This window comes from Anaerotignum sp., from assembly GCF_017483025.1.
Classification (GTDB): Bacteria; Bacillota; Clostridia; order Lachnospirales; family Anaerotignaceae; genus Anaerotignum_A.
The window spans coordinates 102,375-120,468 of the sequence record NZ_JAFUMA010000066.1 but is presented as its reverse complement, the minus strand read 5'-3'; the positions used below and the strand labels follow the sequence as shown (position 1 = coordinate 120,468).

17 protein-coding genes and 1 riboswitch are annotated in these 18,094 nt (G+C 46.6%); of the genes, 16 read left to right on the top strand and 1 reads right to left on the bottom strand.

Translation table 11 applies throughout. From position 1 onward, the window contains the following. The first annotated feature begins 175 nt into the window (after positions 1-175). The 16 genes from spoIVB (at position 176) to IJ369_RS05985 (ending at position 15,963) form a co-directional block, all read left to right on the top strand. Positions 176-1,204, top strand: a complete 1,029-nt coding sequence (spoIVB, locus tag IJ369_RS06060) for a SpoIVB peptidase (protein WP_290717225.1) — start codon at positions 176-178, stop codon at positions 1,202-1,204. Positions 1,205-1,460: 256 nt separating this feature from the next. Further along, the gene (locus IJ369_RS06055) at positions 1,461-2,276 is read left to right on the top strand and encodes a DUF4037 domain-containing protein (protein WP_290717223.1); all 816 of its coding nucleotides are present in this window, start codon (positions 1,461-1,463) and stop codon (positions 2,274-2,276) included. Beyond that, positions 2,273-2,392, top strand: a complete 120-nt coding sequence (locus IJ369_RS10905) for a SpoIVB peptidase S55 domain-containing protein (protein WP_442859671.1) — start codon at positions 2,273-2,275, stop codon at positions 2,390-2,392. The genes IJ369_RS06055 and IJ369_RS10905 overlap by 4 nt, the downstream gene beginning before the upstream one ends. A gap of 159 nt (positions 2,393-2,551) precedes the next feature. After that, on the top strand, positions 2,552-4,807 hold the full coding sequence (locus IJ369_RS06045) for an LTA synthase family protein (RefSeq protein WP_290717221.1): 2,256 nt from the start codon (positions 2,552-2,554) through the stop codon (positions 4,805-4,807). Positions 4,808-4,930: 123 nt separating this feature from the next. Then, positions 4,931-5,027: riboswitch (purine riboswitch) on the top strand. A 65-nt stretch (positions 5,028-5,092) separates the two neighbouring features. Beyond that, complete coding sequence (locus IJ369_RS06040) at positions 5,093-7,081, top strand: MATE family efflux transporter (RefSeq protein WP_290717219.1); 1,989 nt, start codon at positions 5,093-5,095, stop codon at positions 7,079-7,081. A gap of 210 nt (positions 7,082-7,291) precedes the next feature. Then, positions 7,292-8,146 carry a DegV family protein gene (locus IJ369_RS06035; RefSeq protein ID WP_290717217.1) on the top strand — a complete coding sequence of 285 codons (855 nt, stop codon included), beginning with the start codon at positions 7,292-7,294 and terminating at the stop codon, positions 8,144-8,146. Positions 8,147-8,268: 122 nt separating this feature from the next. Beyond that, entirely contained in the window at positions 8,269-8,478 is a 210-nt protein-coding gene (locus tag IJ369_RS06030) for a hypothetical protein (protein WP_290717215.1), read from the top strand. A gap of 10 nt (positions 8,479-8,488) precedes the next feature. Beyond that, on the top strand, positions 8,489-9,076 hold the full coding sequence (locus IJ369_RS06025; protein WP_290717213.1) for a class I SAM-dependent methyltransferase: 588 nt from the start codon (positions 8,489-8,491) through the stop codon (positions 9,074-9,076). A gap of 270 nt (positions 9,077-9,346) precedes the next feature. Continuing rightward, positions 9,347-10,150 (top strand): sporulation transcription factor Spo0A, encoded by an 804-nt coding sequence (gene spo0A / locus IJ369_RS06020; protein ID WP_290717211.1) that lies wholly within the window; start codon positions 9,347-9,349, stop codon positions 10,148-10,150. Between the two features lie 116 nt (positions 10,151-10,266). Continuing rightward, positions 10,267-11,046: an enoyl-CoA hydratase/isomerase family protein gene (locus IJ369_RS06015; protein ID WP_290717209.1), complete on the top strand. Its 780-nt coding sequence runs from the start codon at positions 10,267-10,269 to the stop codon at positions 11,044-11,046. 160 nt (positions 11,047-11,206) lie between these two features. Beyond that, the gene (locus tag IJ369_RS06010) at positions 11,207-11,716 is read left to right on the top strand and encodes a hypothetical protein (protein WP_290717207.1); all 510 of its coding nucleotides are present in this window, start codon (positions 11,207-11,209) and stop codon (positions 11,714-11,716) included. A 46-nt stretch (positions 11,717-11,762) separates the two neighbouring features. Further along, positions 11,763-12,959: a pyridoxal phosphate-dependent aminotransferase gene (locus IJ369_RS06005; protein WP_290717205.1), complete on the top strand. Its 1,197-nt coding sequence runs from the start codon at positions 11,763-11,765 to the stop codon at positions 12,957-12,959. A 97-nt stretch (positions 12,960-13,056) separates the two neighbouring features. After that, the gene (locus tag IJ369_RS06000; RefSeq protein ID WP_290717204.1) at positions 13,057-13,584 is read left to right on the top strand and encodes an NUDIX hydrolase; all 528 of its coding nucleotides are present in this window, start codon (positions 13,057-13,059) and stop codon (positions 13,582-13,584) included. A 47-nt stretch (positions 13,585-13,631) separates the two neighbouring features. Beyond that, on the top strand, positions 13,632-14,207 hold the full coding sequence (locus IJ369_RS05995) for a stage II sporulation protein M (protein WP_290717202.1): 576 nt from the start codon (positions 13,632-13,634) through the stop codon (positions 14,205-14,207). Between the two features lie 170 nt (positions 14,208-14,377). Beyond that, a complete protein-coding gene (gene xerD / locus IJ369_RS05990; protein ID WP_290717200.1) occupies positions 14,378-15,262 on the top strand; it encodes a site-specific tyrosine recombinase XerD in 885 nt (294 codons plus the stop codon). 122 nt (positions 15,263-15,384) lie between these two features. Beyond that, positions 15,385-15,963: a helix-turn-helix domain-containing protein gene (locus IJ369_RS05985; RefSeq protein WP_330612950.1), complete on the top strand. Its 579-nt coding sequence runs from the start codon at positions 15,385-15,387 to the stop codon at positions 15,961-15,963. A 42-nt stretch (positions 15,964-16,005) separates the two neighbouring features. Here the strand turns inward: IJ369_RS05985 and IJ369_RS05980 are convergent, their stop codons facing one another. After that, positions 16,006-17,901, bottom strand: a complete 1,896-nt coding sequence (locus IJ369_RS05980) for an LTA synthase family protein (protein ID WP_290717196.1) — start codon at positions 17,899-17,901, stop codon at positions 16,006-16,008. Between the last annotated feature and the right edge of the window lie 193 nt (positions 17,902-18,094).

Below are 18,094 nucleotides of genomic sequence, written 5' to 3'. Positions count from 1 at the left end.
CTTTTTTCATTTCAAAATAAAAAAATTGCCAGAGGACGATTTCTTTGAAGCTGTCGCAGGTTGTATGATTCTGGTGCTTTTGGGCGGTATATCGATTTTCTTTTTCAGAGAAAGTAAATACGGAGCAAAAAACGTCAAATTTTTGTTCCGAAAAATACAGTTGGGAGAGGAGAAGATGCAGCAGACGGAGAAAAAACGATTTTTTTCAGTATTTCCGATTTTGGCAGTTTTGATACCCATTCTGCTCTGGCTGCCCCAAACGGCCCGGGCATCGGAAGCGCAGGAGTTGGTGCCGGTAGGGCAGACCGTCGGCGTTACCATGGATACAAAAGGTCTTCTGGTTTTGGGGACGGGCTTTGTCAGCGGCGAGGATAACGAGACCTATGAGCCAAGCAAAGGCGTCCTGAAGATTGGAGATCTGATTTTGCAGGCGGATGGGAAGGAACTGGAAAATAAGGAAGCATTTCTTACGGCAGTGGAAAACAGCGGCGGCGAGCCGATGAAACTGCTTCTGGAACGAGATGGCAGGAAAAAGGAAGTGAAGATCACCCCTGTATTCAGTATGGCAGATCAGACTTACAAGATCGGCGTCTGGATCAGGGACAGCATCCAGGGCATTGGCACTGTGACCTATTATGACCCGAATAATGGCAATTTCGGGGCATTGGGCCATGGTGTCTACGATGTGGATACGGGCGAACTGATGTCGATACGGGAAGGTTCTCTGTTGGAGGCCGACCTGACGGAAATCATAAAAGGAGAGAAAGGCAAAGCAGGGGAACTGACAGGAAAAGTAGATACGGAGGGGAAACTGGCCTGCATCGAAAAAAATACGGAGGCAGGCATTTATGGTACAGCGGAGAAAGCAGCTTTCAGCGGAGCAGCTTTTTCTATTGCCGCAGCGGAGGAAATCAGAAAAGGTGAAGCCGTTCTTCTTTCCAATCTGGAAGGCGGAGCGGTGAAGGAATATTCTCTGAAGATTGAAAGTATCAATCGAAACGGCGGGAAAAACAATAAGGATATGACCATCCGCATCACCGATGAAGAACTGCTAGCGTTGACAGGCGGTATCGTGCAGGGCATGAGCGGCAGCCCAATTTTGCAGGATGGGAAGCTCATCGGGGCTGTGACCCATGTGATGGTCAATGATCCGACGAGAGGCTATGGCATTTTTATAGAGAATATGTTAGAAGCGGCTGAATAACCGTAAAGCAGGTAATGCAATGAATATTTTATTGTGTTGCCTGCTTTTTATGTACAAAAAGAAAGAGAGGCACAATTATGAAATATATACCTTTAGCCAATTTGAAGAATACGGCCGGATTGTTGTGTTCTGTAAAGGTGCAAATGAGGTTGTGATTGCAAACAGAAATTACATTTTGGAGTTTGTCTTCTATTGTTTTTTGTTTTTATGCTATACTGGATTTATAGATATTTGTTTATGATTGGAGGCCATGGGCATGGTAGAAAAATTATTTGATGAATTCGCAGCTTTGCCGCAAATCGAAGCAATTGCTTTAGGTGGTTCCCGGGCAGGCGAAGTATATGATAAAAAATCAGATTACGATGTTTATCTGTATTGCACTTCAGCGATAGAGGAGGATGTGCGTCTCTGCATATTAGAAAAGTATTGTTCCTTCATGGAAATCGGCAACCATTTTTGGGAATATGAAGATAACTGTGTTTTAAAGAATGGAATTGACATCGATATCCTTTATCGTGATCTGGATAGCTTTGCAGAAAATGTCGCTTCTGTAGTAGAGCAATATCAGGCATGTAATGGTTACACTACATGTATGTGGCATAATTTGAAAACCTGCAAAATCATTTATGACAGAGATGGACGTTTACAGGCTGTTAAAGATCGTTTCTCAATGCCATATCCAAAGCAGCTGAAAGAAAATATCATAAGCAAAAACATGAAGCTTATATCCGATGCAATGCCGGCTTATCCATTGCAAATTGCAAAGGCAGTAGAGCGGAAAGACTTGGTGAGTATCGGACACAGAACCGCGGCATTTATGGAGTCCTACTTTGATATTATCTGGGCGATGAACGAGCTGACTCATCCGGGTGAAAAACGTCTTGTCTCCCTGTGCAAAAAACAGTGCAGTGTGCTTCCTGCCAATTTTGAGGAAAATATCAATCAGCTATACGCAGATTTGTTTACAGATTTGGATAGCGTGGGCGAAGATGTTGCAAGGATTATCTGCGAATTGAAAAAAGTGATTTCAGGGAGGCAGATAGATGTTATCCGTAATGATAATCACTCGTGAGCGGCAGTCTAATTTTGCAGGATGGGAAACTCATTGGGGCTGTGGCTTATGTGATGGTCAATGGCCCGGAAAGAGGCTGCGGGATCTTTATTGAGAATATGCTGGGAATTTCTTAAAATTCTCTTAAAAACTTGACAAATCGACATTTCAAGTCTATCATCAGAAAGTAGTCTTGTATCATTTATGTCCTTTGCAGATTGCTGCAAAGGACGTTTTTTGTTCCGTTTGAAGCTTTGAAATGATTCAAAGCAGAAATCATAAGGAGTTGTCTGTAAATGAGAAAAATTCGGATAAAAAAGCCTGATATCAAAGGCGCGATAAATCAATTGAAAGCATTGAGATGGTCGAATGTGAAGGCGTTTCGCCAGAAGCTGTGTGATCACCACATTGCAAAAACAGAGGCATTTCAAAACAGTGCTTTTGGGAAAAAGCTGCAGGAAATCTATCCTCGACTGAATCAGTTTTCTCTGGTGCTGCATGGGGTATGGGCGATCATCATTTATTTTATCATCGAAGCCATTTCCCGACATTCTGTGTTTGCAGCATGGGAATATTCCAGGGTATCTACAAAGGCGTTTCTGTATAATGCTTTTATGATCTTTGTGACGTTTTCCATCACGTATCTGTTCAAACGGCGTGTATTTACCCGCGTGATCATCACGCTGCTCTGGCTGACCCTTGGTATTGTGAACGGCGTCATCCTGTCCAGACGAGTAACACCCTTCAATGCGCAGGATCTGAAGACGCTGCAGGAAGGTCTTTCCATTTCCACGAATTATTTCAATAATCTGGAACTGGCAGGGTTGATCGCTGCCATCGTGTTTGCTATCCTGTTGGTCATCTACCTTTGGAAAATGGCCGGGAAGTATAAAGGAAAGATCAATTATCTGTTGTCTGGGGTATTGGTTGCGGCATCCTTTGGCGGCTATGTGGCCCTGACAGATTATGTGGTCGAAAATCGTATCGTTTCTACGTATTTTGCAAATATCGCATTCGCATATCAGGATTATGGTCTTCCCTATTGCTTCGCGGCAAGTATCTTTAATACAGGGATTTCCGAGCCCAATGGCTATACAGAAGCGAAGATGATGGAAGTCAGCAATGACAGAGCCATAACGGAAAACACATCGGAAGCAAAAGTGCTGCCCAATGTGATCGTGGTACAGCTGGAATCCTTCTTTGATACATCGGAATTTGAGGCGCTGCAGACATCTAAAGACCCGCTGCCCAATCTGAGAAAAATGGCAGAAGAATATTCTTCTGGCTATTGCCAGGTGCCTTCCATCGGCGCGGGCACAGCGAATACGGAATTTGAAGTGCTGACAGGCATGAGCCTGAGATATTTTGGCCCCGGGGAATATCCCTACAAGACATATCTGAAGGAAAACACGGCAGAAAGTGCCGCAACGGCCTTTGGCTCTTTTGGCTATGGCACCCATGCCATCCATAACCACAGCGGTAATTTCTATAGCCGTGCGAAGGTATTCAATAATATCGGTTTCGACACCTTCGTATGTAAGGAATTCATGAATTTCAAAACCACTGAGACAGGCTGGGCGAAGGACGATGTGCTGCTGACCCATATTGAAGACTGTCTGGATAGCACAGAACAGCAGGACTTTGTATTTACCATCACCGTACAGGGCCACGGCAGCTATCCCGAAGAAAGGATCAGCAAGGACCCTCATCTGATGGCAGGCGGTCTGGAGACACAGGAAAAGAATAACCAGTGGGATTATTACTGTAACCAGGTATACGAAATGGATACCTTTGCGAAAAATCTGGTGGATATGGTGGATAAACGGGGAGAGCCTGCAGTAGTCGTATTCTATGGCGACCATCTGCCTACGCTGGGCCTGCAGGATTCCGATATGAAGAGCAATTCCCTGTTCAACACCAATTATGTGATCTGGGATAATATCGGCCTGGAAAAACAGGACGGAACGATCCCTACCTATCAGCTGATGGCGACGGTTATGGAACGTCTGGGTCTGCATGCAGGCACCGTTTTCAATTATCATCAGGCAAGAAAAGATACCAATAACTATGAATACATGATGGACCTGGAGCTGCTGCAGTATGACCTGCTCTATGGCAAGCAGTATGTATATGACGGGAATCCCGTTATCACAGAAGGCCATATGGTAATGGGCGTTCGGGATGCGAAGATTTTGTATATGAGTGAATCCGTGGAGGGATATTACACCCTCATCGGGGAAAACTTTACGAAATGGAGCCAGGTATATATCAATGGCGAAAAGCAATCCCGCAAGTTCATCAATACCAATATGCTGAAGCTGAAAAAGAGCCACCTTGAGGACTGGGATGTAGTCACCATCAGCCAGGTGGGCTCCAGCAATACCATCTTCCGAACCTCCGAAGAATATGTTTATCTGGAAGGGCGTCTGCTTCCTTATACAGATGAACTGAAAGAAGAAAAACGTCTTTTGGATGAGGCGGCTATGGAAGGCCTGGATGAAGCAACAAAGAGACGGCTGGAGATCCAGCAGGAAAGAGACAGCAAGCGATAAGCGAATGGAAACACAACAGAAAGGCAGAATAGCGGCGGAACGTTCCGCCGCTGTTTTTCTGCAAGAGGGTATTGCATCGCGGGGAAGACTGTGCTATAATATCTCATTGTATAGTTCCGATGACTGTACAATTTTATAAATGCTTATATAAATTCATGATTGGATGAATGTGTCTACAAACTACCGTAATAGTTTTGCTATAAGCCTTTTTCAGAAGGAATATAGCAAAGCCATTACGGTTTTTTTGATTTCGTTTTTATTCAGGAAGAAAAGGAGGAGAAGAAAATGGAAAATGAAAATATGATCCTGGGGCAGGAGAAAATTTCGAAGTTATTGCTGAAATTCTCTGTGCCCTGTGTCATGGGGCTTTTGATCAGTGCCCTTTATAATATCGTCGATCAGATTTTTATCGGCAACAGTGAATTGGGCTATCTGGGTAACGCAGCAACAGGGGTATCCTTCCCTGTTATCTGTATTGCCAATGCTTTTGCATGGTGCGTAGGGGATGGTGCAGCCTCTTATCTGAGCATCTGTGCCGGCAGAAAGGACTCCGACAGTGCCCATAAATGCGTAGGTACAGGCATCACCGTTACATTCCTGATCAGTATCGTTCTGCTGCTGATCTGTCAGCTGTTTGCCACACCTCTGATGAGTCTCTTTGGTGCATCCAGCCAGACTTTGGATATGGCGGTGGAATATTTCCGTATCGTGGCGGCGTTCTTCCCCTTCTATCTGCTGCTGAATGTGATGAACAGCATGATCCGTGCGGATGGCAGCCCTGCCTTTGCCATGGCAGCTATGCTGACAGGGGCTGTCATCAATATCATTTTAGACCCTGTTTTCATTTTTCTGCTGAAATGGGGCATTGCCGGTGCGGCATGGGCCACAGCCATCGGTCAGGTAGCATCTTTCGTTGTATGCGCCGTTTATTTCAGAAAGCCGAAGAGCTTTGTTCTGACAAAGAGAAGCTTTCTTCCAGATGGGGCCATCCTGCGCAGCACCATTTCCCTGGGGGCAGCCACCTTCGTGACGCAGATCTCCATTGTTGTGCTGTCTCTGGTCGGCAATATGACGCTGGCTCATTATGGCGCATTGTCTAAATACGGCCCTGATATTCCTATTTCCGTATTCAGTATCCAGACAAAAGTGTATACGGTAGTCTGCAATATCGTAACGGGTATTGTTCTGGGCGGTCAGCCTATTTTCGGGTACAACTACGGCGCGAAACGCATGGATCGTGTGCGCGAAACCTATCAGCTGGTGCTGAAATCCACGTTGGTTGTTGGCATTGTGGCAACGTTGATTTTCCAGCTTCGCCCTGAATTGGTCATTGGTATTTTTGGTTCCGGGAACGCATTGTATCAGGAATTTGCCATCAAGACCTTCCGTATTTATCTTTCTTTGATGTCCATTACTTGCCTGGTGAAGATGACAGCGGTGTTCTTCCAGTCCATCGGCAAGTCCGTTCGCGCGGTGGTGGCATCTCTGATCCGAGACATCGTTTGCTTTACACCTCTGGCTCTCTTCCTGCCTCGTTTCCTGGAAAGCGCAGAAGCGGGCAACGGTATCAATGGTATCCTGTTTGCGGCGCCTATGGCTGATATGGTAGCAGTTGTTGTTATCCTTTGCCTGACAGTGCCCTTCTTCCGGGGCCTGAAAAAAGAGGAAAAGGCAGAAGAAATTGCAGATTGTATCATCAAGGCTTCTCAGCCCGGTACGATTATCACTATCAACAGAGAACATGGTACTGCCGGCAAGCAGATCGGCAAAGTGGTTGCAGAAAAACTGAACATTCCTTTCTACTATAAAGAAATGACAGCTCTGGCGGCACAGGAAAGCGGTCTGGATAAAGCGTTTATTTCTGATTTGAACGATAATGCGCCCGGCATCCTCAATGAGCTATATCTGAGTACGACAGTGGTAAAACAGGCCGTCATTGCCCAGGAACAGGTTATCCATAAAATTGCCGACAATGGCGCCTGCGTCATCGTGGGCAGAGCGGCAGACTATGTGCTGCGAAATTATGATAATGTGATCCGCATCTTCATCCATGCGCCAAAGGAATACCGTGTGAATAAGATCATGGAGATGTATGGCGATACGAGAGAGGAAGCCTATCGCTATCTGAAGCGCTCCGATGATGCCAGAGCGGCATATTATCGCAATATTTCCGGGCAGAACTGGGGAGAACCCCGCAACTATACCCTGTGCCTGGATGCATCCATGGGCATCGATACCTGCGCTGAGCTGATCTGCAGCCTTGTGAAAAAATAAAAGAATGAATAGAAAAGGATACAAAGGGCAACCCTGCAGGAGGAAGCATTTTGTGTCCTTTTTTTGTGCAAGCAGAGGTTTTTGGGACAAAGAAAGCAAAGTTTTCTTTACAGGAAATATGAGGAGTATGACAAAACCATTGACATGGTATCGTAAACCATGTAAGATTATTTAAGATAACCTTGTAAGTGGTAACGAAAGGAAATAGTTATGAAACAGATCATTCTTGTTGCTGAAACCGGTTCTGATGTAAATGCCCAGCTGGCGGCTGAATATGGTGTTAAGATCGTTCCCATGCATGTTTCTTTTGATACAGAAACACTGGACGATGGCGAATTCCCTGTTGAAAAAATCGTGGATTACTATCAGTCCACAGGCAAGCTGCCTAAAACCAGCGGCAGCACGCCCGAGGACTTTGAAAAAGCATTTGATGCCATCCATGCAGAATACCCCGATGCCCACCTGCTGTATCTGGCCTATTCTGCCATCACCACATGCTCCATGCAGAGCGCAGTGATTGCGGCGGAAGATAGAGATTATGTGACCATCATCGATACAAAGCAGGTTTCTGCAGGCCAGTGCAATATCGTCATTGCTATGGCGGAAATTTTGAGAGACAACCCCGATATGACCATCGAAGAAGCAGTAAAAGCGGCAGAAGACCTGATCTCCCGCGCGAATATGTGCTTTATGCCTGATAATCTGGAATTCCTGCGTGCTGGTGGTCGTGTCAGCAACGTGGCATTCCTGGGGGCCCGCATCCTGAATCTGCATCCCGTCATTGAAATTCTGGATGGTAAGCTGATGGCGACAAAGAAATATCGCGGCAAGATGAACAAGGTGGCAGCACAGCTGGTAGCAGATTATGCAGAAAAATATGATCTGGACAGAGAATGTCTGTGGCTCGTATATGTGATCGGCTTCTCCGATGAAGTGCGTGCAGTGGTTGAAAATGCAGCAAAAGAAGCAGGCTTCAAAAAGACAAGATGGATCCAGGCCGGCGGTGTTATTACGACCCATGGCGGCCCTGCGGCTTTTGGCCTGGCTGGCTTCTCCAAGAAATGATCTGAAATTTTTATATGATTTTTATGCCCGCAGAAATGCGGGCTCTTTTTTTACGGATTTTTTTATGATATAATAATTCATTATCGAAAAGAACGTTTATGATATGAACAAGGAGAATTTTCATGGATAGTATGCTTATCGTTCCAGAGCCAATATATATCATCCTTCTGCTTTGCAGCTGGATCGCGGCGCTGTTTTCCGGCATCGCCTTCGTTTATGGGATTCAGCTGAAAAAGGAAAAACATTCTGTGGTAAAATGGGGCGGTGTTTTTGTCCTTTGTCTGGTGCTGGTTTTTCTGCTGATGAAAGGCATCATCGGCCCTGCGGCCTGAGGAATGAGACATGACAGAACAGCAGTGGGATAAAAAACTGAAAATACATACCATTGGGCGGCTGGATGCCCATGCAGACCAGTATCATTACCCCTATGAACCGACGCCTTATTCTGTTTTAGAGCGGCTGACAGAAAGCGGCTATATCAGCAAAGATAGTATTTTAGTGGATTATGGCTGCGGCAAGGGGAGAGTGGGCTTTTTCCTGCATTATGCCCTTGGCTGCCGTGCCATTGGTCTGGAATATAACGAAGAAATTTTCCAACAGGCGGAGCAGAATAAAACGACTGCTGCAAAAGGACAGGGCGTGACCTTTCTTTGCGTCAACGCGGAAGAGTTTCAGGTGGAGGATGCGAACTGCTTCTATTTTTTCAATCCCTTTTCCGTGGAGATTTTGAAAAGCGTTATGGGGCGTATTTTAGAATCTTACTACGAAAACCCCAGAAAAATGCGGTTGCTTTTCTATTATCCCAATGATGAATATCTGGTTTATCTGATGACTATGTACGCGCTGGCTTTTGTGGAGGAGATCGATTGCAGAGACCTCTTCGAAGGTAAGGATGAACGGGAACGTATTTTAATATTTGAACTGACATAAGACCGATAAAATCGGTCTTTTTTGTTTGAAAAGCGGAGAAGACCGCTTTAACGGCAAATAAATATTGAACTTGCTCGAAAAGTCATTTTTCACCCCTGAACGGCAAAAAAGACCTTTTTCAGGTATTTGCGCTCATAAAAGCGCATTTGGTTCCCGTCGTATGGCAGAATTTTTTGACAGCCCTTATAATGAAATCGACAGAAGGCGGAAGGGAAGCCGCTTTTTCTGTCGGAAAACAGAAAGAGTGTATAAGAAATGGGGTGTCCTTTTATGAAAGGAAAAGAAAAAAACAAAGTGATACTGGCGGATCGGGACGGATTTTATCTGCAGCGGCTGAAGCGGTGCCTGGAACGAAAAGGGGATATGGCAGTTCTGGGTATGACAGACAGCGGCCCTGCGCTGCTGGAAATGGTGAGGCAGACCAAACCAGATGTGCTTCTGATGGATGTCCTCCTGGGAGAACGGGATGGCTTCTGGGTATTGGAAAACCTGAAGAAGGAAGGCATTGGTTGTATCTGCATCCTGATTTCTGCCATTGACAGCGATAAACTGGTGCGCCGTGCCATCACACTAGGGGCAGATTATTACATGGCGAAGCCCATTCAGGGGGAACTCTTGATGGAACGCATCCATCAGCTGCTGGAGCAGGAAAATGGCTGCGCTGTCCAGGAGAAGAAAAAAGAAGTGGTACAGGAGGCGGAGGAAGACCCCTTCCGCAATCTGGAAGGGGAGATCTCCGTACTGCTGAGCCGTATGGGAATTTCCGCCAGCATCAAGGGCTATCATTACATTCGCAAGGCGGTGTTGATGGCAGTGGAAGATCAGGATGTGCTGGTGGGCATTACCAAGGGGCTGTATCCGGACATTGCGCGGATGTATAAAACGACTGCCAGCAAGGTGGAGCGCGCCATCCGCCATGCCATTGAAAGCGCATGGAAAAAGAATGGCCCCCAGGTCTATTTCGAAGTGGCAGGCTATCTGCCTGCGGAAAAGCCTACCAACGGACAGTTTATCGCTGCCCTTTCGGAATATTTTCGCATCCAGGGAAAGGAAAGACCGAAAAAGATAAGCTGAATGAAACGAGGCGCAGTAATGCGCCTTTTTTCTTTGGAAATGGTAAAAAAGGAAGGAATTTTGTCTAAATTCGTTGAATATTAAAAAAAAGCGCAAATTGAGAACGGAGGGGAAAGATGAAAACATTCGACAGCGTTTTGATCAATATCGAAAATCATATTGCTACGGTGACACTGAACCGCCCTGGGGCGGGTAATTCCTTTGACGGGGAATTTTTCAAGGAGGTGGCAGAAGCCATCTATCTGTGCGAAGGGGATGAAAACGTGCAGGTCATCTTGCTGACAGGCAGCGGCAGAAATTTTTCTGTCGGCGGAGATATCCAGCAGATGGCCAACCCCGGTTTCCTGAGTTATGATGTTTCGATCCTTTCAGGGGAGATGTCTGCATCTGTGCGCAAATGTAAAAAGCCCGTGGTGGCAGTCATCAATGGTGTTGCGGCTGGGGCTGGCTGTGCCCTGACGCTGGCCTGCGATTTCCGTATCATGACGGCAAAAAGCACCCTGATGACGGCCTTTTCCAATGTTGCTCTTTGCGGCGATACAGGGGCAATCTATCATCTGTATCATCTGGTTGGGCTGGCAAAGACCATCGAGATGATGGCCCTCAGCGAACCCATCAAGGGGGAAGAAGCCTTGCGCCTTGGCCTGGCGACAAAGGTGGTCGGGGAAGAAGAACTGATGACAGAAGCGTTGAACTTTGCGGAAAAGTTGAAAAACAGGCCTCTGGCGGCCATTGCCATGCAGAAGAAGATCTACTGGGATACGTTTTATCGGGATTACGAAGCCTATTGCCGACTGGAAGCAGAGCTTTTTGTGAAATCTGCAAAAACAGAAGACCATACGGAAGCTGTCACAGCATTTCTGCAGAAGCGCAAGCCCAGGTTCAAAGGGAAATAAGAGAAAAAGAGAACAGAAGCTGTTGTAAGACATTCTGTTCTTTTTTTATACAAAAAATTGCGATTTTTCGTTGTAATTCTTGTCATGTCATTATAAAATAATAAATTATAGGAGAAAAATTCGCGATTTTTACGCAGGATCTTCGGAAAGGAAATATGAGATGGAAAAGAGCGGAAAACAAATCATTATCAAAGGCGTGATCGTTATGGTCGTTGTGGCCTTGGCGGGTTTTTTCCTGTTCAATGGCTTCGGCAGGCATCCCTATACCTATGATGAACTGGAAAGCGTATTCTGTGCCAGAGCGGAGGAGCAGAAGATCGTCGGCCATGGGGAGGAAGAGATCGCCAGCGCGGAATATGGCAACAGCATCACCTTTGCCATGCAGACAGAGGATGGCGAAAGAGCCTGCGGCACCTATGGACGCAGCATGTTTTTCGATAAATATAAAGAGATCGAATTTTATGCCGGTGTCAATGGCGTACTTGGCGTAGATGAAATGACATATATGGTCAGCGACGGTGTCATCGCCTATGATACGACCGTTCATTTCGGCGACGAGGTAGGCATTACCTTCAGCGAAGAGGTAAGACCCATCATGTATATGAAATTCATGGGTGTCTGCCTGGCGGCTATGGGTATTTTCGGCGTAAAAATTTTCCTGAAAAAATAAATCTTACAAAAGATAAAAATAAAAATATATTTACGAGGTGAAGAAAATGGAATTATCTAAAAAAGCAATGAGTATCAAAGCATCTACCACAATGGCAATTTCTTCCAGAGCGGCTGAAATGAAGGCCGCAGGGCTGGATGTCGTTTCCTTTGGCGCAGGGGAACCCGACTTCAATACACCTGCCCACATCAGCCAGGCCGGTATCGATGCTATTCATAATGGACAGACACGCTATACACCTGCAGCAGGTATGCCCGAGCTGCGCAAGGCTGTCTGCGATAAACTGAAAAGAGACAATGGCCTGGAGTATGAACCTGCCCAGGTGGTCATCAGCAATGGCGCAAAACATTCCCTGATCAACACATTCATGGCGATCTTGAATGAAGGCGATGAAGTCATCATCCCTGCGCCTTTCTGGCTGAGCTATTCCGAAATGGTTCGTATTGCCGGCGGTGTGCCTGTGATCATCTATACAAAGAAAGAAAACCAGTTCATGATGACAAAGGAAGAACTGGAAAACGCATATACAGAAAAAACAAAGGCTGTCGTGCTGACAACACCCTCCAACCCTACAGGTCAGGTCATGAGTAAAGCGGATCTGGAAATGGTTGCAGAATTTGCCATCAGCCACGATATCCTGGTGATCGCCGATGAAATTTATGAAAAACTGATCTACGATGAAGGCAAGGAACATATCAGCATCGCTTCTCTGAGCAAGGAAATTTATGATAGAACCATCGTCATCAACGGCGTTTCCAAGAGCTATGCCATGACAGGCTGGAGAATCGGCTATGCGGCTGCACCTCTGCCCATCGCAAAGCTGATGGCATCCTTGCAGTCCCATATGGCATCCAATCCTAACACCATCGCTCAGGTGGCTACCATTACAGCCCTGAATGGCCCTCAGGATTGTGTAGCGGAAATGTGCGTAGAATTCAAAAAACGCAGAGACTATATCTATGAAAGAGAAGAGGGCATTCCTCTCATCTCTGCTCTGAAGCCTCAGGGTGCATTCTATTTATTTGCGGATGTTTCCGGCACATATGGGAAATCCTACGATGGACAGGAAATCAAAACGGCGGCAGATTTTGCGTCTATCCTGCTGGAAAAGAAATATGTGGCAGTGGTGCCCTGTGCAGATTTCGGCATGCCCGATTATATCCGTTTGTCCTATGCAACAAGCATGGAACTGATCAAAGAAGGCATGGATCGTATCGAAGCGATGGTAAAAGAGCTGAAATAAGCGAAAACATGGCAAAAGCCATCGGGAGAGGCGCTGTCGATGGTTGGCTGAGAGCCAACCTACAGAGCGCCTTTTCCTTTAAATAAGGAGAGAAAATATGAGCTACGAAGTATTGGAAAGCAATGTGACCCATAAAGGAAAGATCGTGACCATTACAGTGGACAAGCTGCGTATGCCTGATGGTAGCGAAGCCTACAGAGAGACTGTCGTTCGCGGCAAAAATGCGGCGGCGGTTCTGGCTGTGGATAATGACGGCAGCCTGATCTTTGTCCGTCAGTATCGCCATGCCTTCAAGGAAATGCTGCTGGAGATCCCTGCCGGCGTGCTGGAAGAAGGGGAAGACGCTGAAGCAGGCGTGCTGCGTGAGCTGGAGGAGGAAACGGGCAAAAAGGCAGAAACGTTGGAATTCCTCTGCGAGATGTATCCCACCGTGGGCTACTGCACAGAAAAAATCACGCTGTTTATTGCCACAGACCTGACAGAAGGGCAGCAGAAGCTGGATGCCGATGAATTTTTGGAGATCGAAAAATATACGCTGGATGAGGCGGTAGATATGATCTACAAAGGTGAGATCAAAGATGGAAAGACCATTGCGGCGATTTTTGCCTGGATGACGAGAAAATAAGCATAATCGAGCCAGACGAGCCATACCCTATACCAGGGGGGATGGCTATGAAAAAGAAAAAACGAGGGATAGACAAACAGGTGCAGAAGATTATCGGCATCGTTTGTCTATCTTTTTTATTGGGCACAGCCGGGGGCGCATTGGCGGCAAATCTTTTGCCTGCGGGGCAGCAGGGGGAGTTGTCTGTTTTCCTGCAGATTGCCCTGGAGGAAACATCGGAAGCCTCTTTCCTTTCTATCTTCTGGAAATATCTGAAGTATGACATCATTATCTGGCTGGGAGGCTGGATGCAGCTGGGGCTTTTCTTTGCGGGAGCGGCGTTTCTCTTCCGCAGCGTTGCCGTGGGGTTCACTTCTGCTATGATGATGGCCACCTATGGCGCAAAGGGTATTCTCTTTTCCGCGGCAACCTTTCTGCCTCAGAATCTGCTGTTGATTCCGGCTTATATTATTATTATGTCGGCATCCATTTATTATCTGCTTTCCTGGCAGGAGGAAGGCCCAAAGCGCGCCCTGAAGCGGGAACGACGGCGTAAACAGATGGAATACTGTATTTTGTTCGGCGTATCCATCGTGCTGCTGGCGGCTGCTGCGGGGGTGGAACGGGCCATTCTGCTGGCATAAAAGTTTCGTGAAAATGGAGGGTGAGCCCATTTTTTACGGAATTTTTATTGATTTTGGGTCAATTGTTCACAAAAAGTTCACAAAATTTACATTTTTTCAACAAAATATATCGACAATCCCTGAAAAACTCAGTATAATTTAAGATACTATGAACGAAGGGGATTGTTTGAATGGAACAGCGCATTGTTGATTTTACCGAATATTTACGGGAAGAAAAAAAATCATCAGAAAATACCGTGCTCTCCTATGGCAGAGATTTGCGGGGCTTTTGCCGATTTATGAAGGAATCCGGCGTCCTGGATGCTGCAAAGGTGAATCGTACGAACGTGATGGCTTATGTCTATGAACTGCAGAAGCAGCATAAGGCAGGGGCAACTGTGTCCAGAAATATTGCGTCCATTCGTTCTTTTTATCAGTATCTGCAGCGCAAAGGCTATGTAACAGAAAACCCTGCGGCGGACTTGGAGATGCCTAAGGTGGAAAAGAAGGTTCCCGAAATTTTATCTTTGGATAAAGTGGAGCTGCTGCTGGAACAGCCTAATGGTGACGAGGACAAAGAGATCCGAGATAAGGCCATGCTGGAACTTTTGTATGCTACAGGCATCCGTGTGACAGAGCTGATTTCCCTGAAGGTGGAGGATATCAACCTTTCCCTGGAATATATCCATTGCGGCAGCGATGCCAAAAGCCGTATCATTCCCATCGGCGCTCAGGCAAAGTTCTCTTTGCGCAGATATATGGAAAAGGTGCGCGAAAATATGATTTCTAGGCCGGAAGAGGATGCACTGTTTGTGAACTGCAACGGCAGGCCCATGACCCGTCAGGGCTTCTGGAAGATCATCAAGTCCTATGCGAAAAAAGCTGGTATTGAGGAAGACATCACCCCGCATATGCTGCGCCATTCCTTTGCGGCACATCTGATCGAAAATGGAGCGGATCTGCGTTCTGTGCAGGAAATGCTGGGTCATTCTGATATTTCTACCACACAGATTTACACAAAGCTGACGAATCAGAAATTGAAAAATGTATATGCAAAAGCGCATCCCCGCGCGTAAGTGAAAAAATACAGCCGTCCATCAGGACGGCTTTTTCTATTGAAGAAAACTCTACGGTGCGTTTGTTGTTATTCGGAAAAGAAACGATTATGATAAAGAAGAAGGAGGCGAGAGCCGTGGATATGATGAAAACAGGAGAATTACTGAGCCGACTGCGGAAGGAACGGGGCATGACCCAGAAGCAGGTGGCAGAGGTGCTGCAGATCAGCGATCGCACTGTCTCCAAATGGGAGCGGGGCGCAGGCCTGCCTGATGTTTCCATGCTGAAGGGTATTTCTGCCTTATACGGTGTGGATATCGAAAAGATACTGGAAGGACAGTTGCACGAAAAAGGAGTGGAAACGGGGAATATGAAACGAATGAAATTTATCCGCTGCGAGCATTGCGGGAATCTTTTCTGGAGCACAGGGGGCGGCGAAATCTCCTGCTGCGGCAGAAAGCTGACACCTATGAAAGCGCAGGAAACAGACGAAATGCACGATATCAAGATCGAAGAGATCGATAACGAATATTTTATCACCTTCGACCATGAAATGACGAAGGAACATTATATCACCTTTGCGGCCCTAGTCTCTTGGGACAGAGCCACAGTGGTACGGCTCTATCCTGAGCAGTCCGGTGAGGTGCGTTTGCCCCGCCAGCGCAGAGGGGAAATTTATCTTTGCTGCAGTGAGCATGGGTTGTTCCGAAAGAAAATTTAATAAAAAAGAAAGACGAGGTCAGAAACCTCGTCTTTTTTGCGTTTAGTCCTGAGGAAGAAATTCCTTTGTCAAATATTGTTCGCCCATCAGATCATCATAGGTCAGAAGCTCGTGGAGCTTGATGTATTTATTTCTTGTGGCTGCATCGCTGCCTTCTGTGTACAGTTCATAATAGGGGCTGATGACGGGGCAGACGCTATACAGATCCAGCAGGAAATTGGTTCGTACGGTTTCCGGTGCGCCGATGTAATCGCACATGAGAGCTGTCAGCAGATAAGGAGATACGGGTTCCCCTTCGGCACGATATTCGTGGCCTGTGTCATAGTTGCTGAAGATGACATAGGGAGTGGAGAACATTTTGTATTTCTCTTCCGTTGTCCAGTCGGAGGAGGTGGTGGAGGCGATATTGCCCACGGAGTTGTAGACCTGGAAGTCGTTGCCCAGGGTAGGCAGATGGTCGCCATACCAGAGAACGACGGTGGGTTTCTCCCGATTCATCACATAATCATACAGTCTGCCCAGCTGTGCATCGGAATCGGATACGCCCTTGCAGTAATTCTGCAGGATATTGGTATCTTCTTCGGAAAGAAGATCAGAATAGGCCTTGATATCCCAGTCGGAAGGGTCATATTTATCATAATATAGGCCGTGGTTTTCCATGGTGATAGCCTGAATGAAGATGCCTGTTTCATGGGGCTGTTCCAGCTGATAGATGATCTCTTCTGTCATGGTCTCATCGGTGATATAGGGGCCGCTGTTCCAATGGTGTTCCGCGTGGAGGTCATATTCCCCCAGGATGGTATCGAAGCCCAGCAGAGGATAGGCCCGGTCACGTTCGTAAAATTCCTTCTGGTAGGTATGGATACCGATGGTATCATAGCCCTGGTTTTTGAAATGGCGGGCATAGGAAAAGATATCGTCGAAAACATACTGCTGATAAGGCACGTTGCCGGAGGGCAGCATGCTTGTGGTCATGCCTGTCAGGATTTCAAATTCGGGACGTACCGTGCCGCCGCCGAAGGTGCAGGAGACCATATTGCCGCTGGGATGGTTTTCTGCGATGCGTCTGTAGTTTTTCAGAGGATCTTCAGAATAGGTCACGCCGTTGAGGGTGGTAGGGTCCCAGAAGGATTCAGACAGGATGACGATGACATCGGGGTTCTGGAAATCTGCTCCGGAGGTTTCGGAGGGCTGATATTGCTCGAAGGCTTTTGCCAGATAGCTTTCGCTGTAATTAGCGGGATCGCCCATGTTCAGGGAAGAAAAATTCAGCACAAAAGCAGTGATGAAGCCGTTTTCTGCGTAGTTTGTCGTCTGGTCGTTAGGTGCTTTGGGGGAAAGCCCAAAGGCATTGTAGCATTCACGAACAGAGCTGTTCATGGTGAAGAGATATAGGCAGGCCAGCAGGATGGGCGCGCCAAAAATACGTTTTTTCCATTCCAGGGGCAGCGTGGGGCGCAGCAGGAACAGAATAATCAGATAAACCACGGTGCAGGCGATGATGGCCCACATAGCGTCAGGCACTTCCAGAGAGGTCAGGAAGGTGGTAAAACTGTCCGCATTTTTCGCCAGCAGCAGATCCCAGGGGAGAAAGTGTTCTTTCAAGATGTGGGTTTTGAACAGATCCACGATGGGCATGATGGTGAAAAACAGGCCTGTGAGGAAGGCTGCCAAAGGGATGCGCTTGCAAAGGCAGATGAAAACGCCGAAGAAAAGATAAACGATGACCATACCCAGCAGGAATGCGCCGAAATTCTGCGTCAGCAGAGCATTCATCAGCTCCATGGGTGCTTCCCCGGAAAGGAAGGAAAGGTAGTTGCTGGTCAGTGTCAGAAATATGGGATAGAGCAACACCAAAGCCCACATGAAAATGGTGGCTGCCTTGTTGTTTTGGAGATACGTTTCTATTTTAGATCGGAACTCTTTTATTTTTTCCATTTATATCAAGCCTCTTTTTTAGTTTAGTACAACAAAATATTCTAACATTATTTTTACGGTTTTTCAAGGAACGGCGAATTTTTAATATTTTTTTCATTTTTGGCAGGCGTTGAAAAAGCCCTTTTTCCATGGTACTATTTAGGGAAAAGATTTGAGTTTAAAGGTGGATCTATGAAAAAATTGATTTCCCTCT

Bases quoted from the DNA above. Each gene is read 5' to 3' on its own strand.
- IJ369_RS06015 (WP_290717209.1), top strand. From the start codon at position 10,267: ATGAAAACATTCGACAGCGTTTTGATCAATATCGAAAATCATATTGCT.
- spoIVB (WP_290717225.1), top strand. From the start codon at position 176: ATGCAGCAGACGGAGAAAAAACGATTTTTTTCAGTATTTCCGATTTTG.
- xerD (WP_290717200.1), top strand. From the start codon at position 14,378: ATGGAACAGCGCATTGTTGATTTTACCGAATATTTACGGGAAGAAAAA.
- IJ369_RS06040 (WP_290717219.1), top strand. From the start codon at position 5,093: ATGGAAAATGAAAATATGATCCTGGGGCAGGAGAAAATTTCGAAGTTA.
- IJ369_RS05985 (WP_330612950.1), top strand. From the start codon at position 15,385: ATGATGAAAACAGGAGAATTACTGAGCCGACTGCGGAAGGAACGGGGC.
- IJ369_RS06045 (WP_290717221.1), top strand. From the start codon at position 2,552: ATGAGAAAAATTCGGATAAAAAAGCCTGATATCAAAGGCGCGATAAAT.
- IJ369_RS06000 (WP_290717204.1), top strand. From the start codon at position 13,057: ATGAGCTACGAAGTATTGGAAAGCAATGTGACCCATAAAGGAAAGATC.
- spo0A (WP_290717211.1), top strand. From the start codon at position 9,347: ATGAAAGGAAAAGAAAAAAACAAAGTGATACTGGCGGATCGGGACGGA.
- IJ369_RS05995 (WP_290717202.1), top strand. From the start codon at position 13,632: ATGAAAAAGAAAAAACGAGGGATAGACAAACAGGTGCAGAAGATTATC.
- IJ369_RS06055 (WP_290717223.1), top strand. From the start codon at position 1,461: ATGGTAGAAAAATTATTTGATGAATTCGCAGCTTTGCCGCAAATCGAA.
- IJ369_RS06035 (WP_290717217.1), top strand. From the start codon at position 7,292: ATGAAACAGATCATTCTTGTTGCTGAAACCGGTTCTGATGTAAATGCC.
- IJ369_RS06005 (WP_290717205.1), top strand. From the start codon at position 11,763: ATGGAATTATCTAAAAAAGCAATGAGTATCAAAGCATCTACCACAATG.
- IJ369_RS06030 (WP_290717215.1), top strand. From the start codon at position 8,269: ATGGATAGTATGCTTATCGTTCCAGAGCCAATATATATCATCCTTCTG.
- IJ369_RS05980 (WP_290717196.1), bottom strand. From the start codon at position 17,901: ATGGAAAAAATAAAAGAGTTCCGATCTAAAATAGAAACGTATCTCCAA.
- IJ369_RS06010 (WP_290717207.1), top strand. From the start codon at position 11,207: ATGGAAAAGAGCGGAAAACAAATCATTATCAAAGGCGTGATCGTTATG.
- IJ369_RS06025 (WP_290717213.1), top strand. From the start codon at position 8,489: ATGACAGAACAGCAGTGGGATAAAAAACTGAAAATACATACCATTGGG.